This is a genomic window from Microcystis sp. LEGE 08355 (assembly GCF_015207185.1).
Classification (GTDB): domain Bacteria; phylum Cyanobacteriota; class Cyanobacteriia; order Cyanobacteriales; family Microcystaceae; genus Microcystis; species Microcystis panniformis.
The window spans coordinates 1-4,541 of record NZ_JADEXI010000382.1 but is presented as its reverse complement, the minus strand read 5'-3'; the positions used below and the strand labels follow the sequence as shown (position 1 = coordinate 4,541).

The 4,541-nt window shown below is 38.8% G+C and carries 3 protein-coding genes and 2 pseudogenes; all 5 read left to right on the top strand.

All coding sequences use genetic code 11. The features are described from left to right. Nucleotides 1-199, top strand: a pseudogene (locus IQ242_RS17430) (hypothetical protein); the annotation flags it as partial. A 23-nt stretch (nucleotides 200-222) separates the two neighbouring features. Next, complete coding sequence (locus tag IQ242_RS17425; RefSeq protein WP_185240312.1) at nucleotides 223-1,116, top strand: ABC transporter ATP-binding protein; 894 nt, start codon at nucleotides 223-225, stop codon at nucleotides 1,114-1,116. A 627-nt stretch (nucleotides 1,117-1,743) separates the two neighbouring features. Continuing rightward, on the top strand, nucleotides 1,744-2,412 hold the full coding sequence (locus IQ242_RS17420; RefSeq protein ID WP_228021057.1) for a hypothetical protein: 669 nt from the start codon (nucleotides 1,744-1,746) through the stop codon (nucleotides 2,410-2,412). Nucleotides 2,413-2,602: 190 nt separating this feature from the next. Beyond that, nucleotides 2,603-3,205: a glycosyltransferase family 2 protein gene (locus IQ242_RS17415; RefSeq protein WP_228021056.1), complete on the top strand. Its 603-nt coding sequence runs from the start codon at nucleotides 2,603-2,605 to the stop codon at nucleotides 3,203-3,205. A gap of 201 nt (nucleotides 3,206-3,406) precedes the next feature. After that, nucleotides 3,407-4,541: pseudogene (locus IQ242_RS17410) on the top strand (RNA-guided endonuclease InsQ/TnpB family protein); the annotation flags it as partial.

Here is a 4,541-nt window from a genome sequence, read left to right as displayed (position 1 = left end):
ATCAGTTATCAGTTATCAGTTATCAGTTATCAGTTATCAGTTATCAGTTATCAGTTATCAGTTATCAGTTATCAGTTATCAGTTATCAGTTATCAGTTATCAGTTATCAGTTATCAGTTATCAGTTAGAAAAGGCAAGAGTATTTACTGATTTGTCTTCCTATATCTTCCACTCCCTAATCCTGCCTGCTTCCTCCTGACTATCCTTGTTACTTTATTAAAAATGCTGACTATTAGTAATGTCAAAAAAAATTACGGAAGACGCTTAGTATTAGATCAATTAAACTTTCATATTGAAGCGGGGGAAATTTACGGTTTACTCGGTCCCAATGGTGCGGGAAAAACCACCACTATTAACTTAATTTGTAATTTATTAAAACCCTCATCGGGAGAAATTACCTTTAATTATTTGCCAATTTCCAGAGTTACTAAAGAATTAATTGGGGTTGCCCCGCAAGAAAATTTATTGTACAAATCCCTTACTTGTGAGGAAAATCTCAACTTTTTTGCTCAGATTTATGGACTTGATCGCCCCCAGCGTCGTCATCGGATTAAAGCCAGTTTATCGGCAGTAAATTTGCTTGATCGCGCCCGTAGTCCGGTGGAAACTTTAAGCGGTGGAATGCAGCGCCGGATGAATATTGCTGTGGCTATTGTTCATCAGCCAAAATTATTAATTCTTGATGAACCAACTACTGGTTTAGACATCGAATCTCGCTATGAAATTTGGGATTTAATCGGAGAATTACGGCGACAGGGAATGACAATTTTATTAACTACCCATCTCCTCGATGAAGCACAGCGTCTCTGTCAACGTATCGGAATTTTAAAACAAGGTCGTATTATTGCCGAAGGTAATTTAAATCAGCTGCGTCAGCACATTCCCGCTAAAGAAATTATTATCATGGATACCCAGGATCAGGAAGCAGCCATAAATCGAGGGAAACAGTTAGGATTTACTCCCAAATTTTACGGCAAAGATTTAGCTTTTTGGTTACATGAACATCTAGAATTAAGCGAAATTATCCAGGCATTCGATGGCATTAATATTGATTCTATCGCCCGTCAGACGGTACAGTTAGAACATATTTATATGGAAATTATGAATCAATTTTAAATCCGTTTTTGAGAATTCAAGTTGATTATCATCATTTTTTCAGTAATTGCCCTCAATTAAGCTAAATCGCCGTTTTTTGCCATCATGATCATCTCTAATTTTTAGATAGGTTCTATCTAGGGTTTGGTGAATAAATTTAAAAACCTTGTTGGTTAAAACTTTTAGACTTTTTGGAAATCAAAAAGTACCAGATCTGGGAATGATCGGCGGGAAAATTCAGATACTTTTTCCCTGAAAATTAGGTAATTGACCAGATGAAAATCGCTAAAACCCTACACCCCACACCCGTTCGGCTGAGCGTTCGAAAAAAGCTCACGCGGCCCGACTGAGCTCGCCGAACGTCCGAATTCTCACTGCCGAAGTCTGCCCCCACGAAAAACTTTTTCAGCAAACCCTATATAAGCTTCTCAGACTACCACTATCTCGGATTTGAGGCATAATTAATTTTTCAAGCATAAAAAAACCTAGAAATCAGTTTTTAGGATGGTAAACAAGTTGAATATCGATTTTATTTCTCTTGAATTCCCACTCTTGACCTCTCAGCCTTCTGATCTTCCAGAAATTTTCCTTGTTGCTGGAGAACTATGATACAATGGCATCAAAAAATAGAGGAAAAAATTTTTTATTATGGACAAGGTGTCAACACCAAGCCTATCAATTGTTATTCCGACCCGAGAAGGATTCGCTGACCACTGGTTTAATGCGCTGACCGAGGTCAAGGGAGAAGTAGAATTTATCTTGGTTCATCCACCAGGAGCACCTAAGTATCCCACGTCCGACCCCAGGGTACAGCAAATAGTCAGTCCCTTGCGGGGAGAAATTATTCAAAGAATTAGTGGGTTAATGAATGCGACAGCACCTTACACACTAACCATTAATTGTGATGAGTTGCTTCATCCCGATATCTTGACCATGGTTCTACAGTATTTCCAGCGATTTCCAGATATCTGGGTGATGAGACTCTGTACTAAGCGATTTCAGTATGGGGAAACAAAAGAACTGACCGCTCCCTGGCAACCGCTGCCCCGGATAGAAGAACTGCCAGTGTGGGATAAAAGCTCCAAAAATCAGGATATCCACGCTCAAAGTGGCTACTTAAAGGAAATTCCCATCGTTCCTTTTGACAAGAGAAAGTTAGATTTGATGTGCTTTGTGCGCGAAAGAAAAGATCATCACAGCCCTCATCCTAAAAATTTTGATAAAAAAGTCTGGCTCCCTCAAATGGTACAGGCAACCTGCAAATATATCGTTAGTTTATTTATGGATAGGGAGCATCTCATTTATGCAAGCGAGTAATTATACCTGTCGCTAAAACTGGCTTCTAGCAAGGCTTTCAAAATAGCTTGACATAAAACCTAATTTAGGAACTACAAAGGTGAAATGCTCCCGTATGGATATATGTGGAATCTGGTGATTACCAATCTCAGGGAAGTTCCCCAAAAATATGTACTTTATCGACTAGGAAAAGAGGGATAGTCAGCTAATCATGATCAACTCACCAATTCTATCAATCGTTACTCCAACTCTGGGCAAATTTTCCGAATATTGGTTGCAACAACTTCTGGCAATTCAAGGGGAAGTAGAATTTATTTGGGTTTATCCTCCCGGGGCAGTTACCCCTTGCGTAGAAGACCCCAGAGTCAAAATTTTTCATAGTCTTTATCAGGGAGAAACAGCCCAGAGAGCCGTCGGTCTTCTCAATGCTTCTGGTCAATATGTGTTGGCTCTCGATGATGATGATTTCTTGCATCCCCAAGTGGTTGCCTTAGCGAAAGATTACTTTGATAATTTTCCCCAAAGTTGGCTCTTACGTCTCCATAAGGGGGGAATTGATTATCTCGATGAGGAAAGAATTAAAGCTCCCTGGCCAGAGCTACCCGCTATCAATCGGTTAAATATCTCTAGAAAAAGACAAGATAAATACCAAGATTTAGTGGAAGTTCCTATCGCTCCCCTAGATAATCCTTTCGAGTTAAGACTAGCTTTATGGCCCTACGCCAAAAGAAAAGATTTTCATGGCTATCATCTAGAACCTTTCAATAATAATATGGCTCTTCGGTTTGTGTTATGCAATGGACGGAGGTTATAAGAGATGGAACCCTTATAGAGAAAGGCATTTAGCAATTTTTGTCAATTATTTTTGATCTAGAGCGAACTAATCAATTAAGTCTCTTGCCAGATAAGGATTTAGTCTATTTATGCCCCCCTATCGAACCATAACAAGTCCCGAAGAGCCCTTTTTACAATGGATTACTATACTCATAATATAACACATTGAGAGGTCGAATCGATGCGAGTCATAGAGTTTAAGTTAAAAACCAATTCACACCAAGAAATAGCTATTCAAGAGGCTATAAGGGTGGGACAGTTTATTAGAAATAAGTGTCTAAGATTTTGGATGGACGCTACTAAAGAAGACAAAATCAACTATGCTACTTTGTGTAAATTAACTACCGAATTTATAATAGTCCTGAATTTCCTTTTGTCGGTAAACTCAACTCTATGGCTCGTCAAGCAAGTGCCGAAAGAGCTTGGTTTTCTATATCCCGTTTTTACAACAATTGTCAAAGGGGTTTAGCTAAAAAAGGCTATCCTAAATTCAAAAAGTTTTCAAGTTCTGTAGAGTACAAAACTTCTGGTTGTAAACTAACAGAAGACAAAAAGTTTATCCACATCACGGATAAAACAGGGATAGGGAAATTAAAGTTAATCGGCACTTTTAACCGTGAGATTCTCGATAAATCTACTATCAAAAGAGTCAGGCTTATTAAACGAGCCGATGGCTTTTATTGTCAATTTGTCTTAGACATTGAGAGAGTAGAAACCTTTGACTCTACAGGAAAAGAAGTAGGGATTGATTTAGGTTTAAACCATTTCTTAACCGACTCTAATGGGGATAAAATTGATAACCCACGGTTTCTTCGTAAGTCGTAAAAAAGACTAAAAAAGGCTCAACGTAAACTCTCAAAGAAGAAAAAGGGAAGCCAAAAAAGATTAAAACAGAAATCTAAAGTAGCTCGCCTTCATCTAAAAGTTTCTAGACAGCGTAAAGATTTTGCCGTCAAGACAGCAAAAGCGTTAATCCAATCTAACGATTTGGTAGTCTATGAGGACTTGAAGGTGTCCAATATGGTGAAAAATCCCAAGCTTGCTAAATCTATTTCAGATGCGAGTTGGTCAATGTTCACCGATTGGTTAGACTACTTTGGGAAAATACAAGGGAAGTTTGTGGTAGCGGTGAACCCACAATACACTAGCCAACAATGTTCTAGTTGTGGTAATATCGTCAAGAAAACATTATCTGTAAGAACTCATGTTTGTTCTTGTGGGTGTGTCTTGGATAGAGACGAAAACGCCGCTATAAACATTCTCGCACGGGCAAATACTGTCGGGCGGACAGAAATTCAAGCCCTCGGACAGACTAC

What these genes read in the sequence shown, in the direction of transcription:
- IQ242_RS17425 (WP_185240312.1), top strand. Translation starts at nt 223, where the DNA reads ATGCTGACTATTAGTAATGTCAAAAAAAATTACGGAAGACGCTTAGTA.
- IQ242_RS17420 (WP_228021057.1), top strand. Translation starts at nt 1,744, where the DNA reads ATGGACAAGGTGTCAACACCAAGCCTATCAATTGTTATTCCGACCCGA.
- IQ242_RS17415 (WP_228021056.1), top strand. Translation starts at nt 2,603, where the DNA reads ATGATCAACTCACCAATTCTATCAATCGTTACTCCAACTCTGGGCAAA.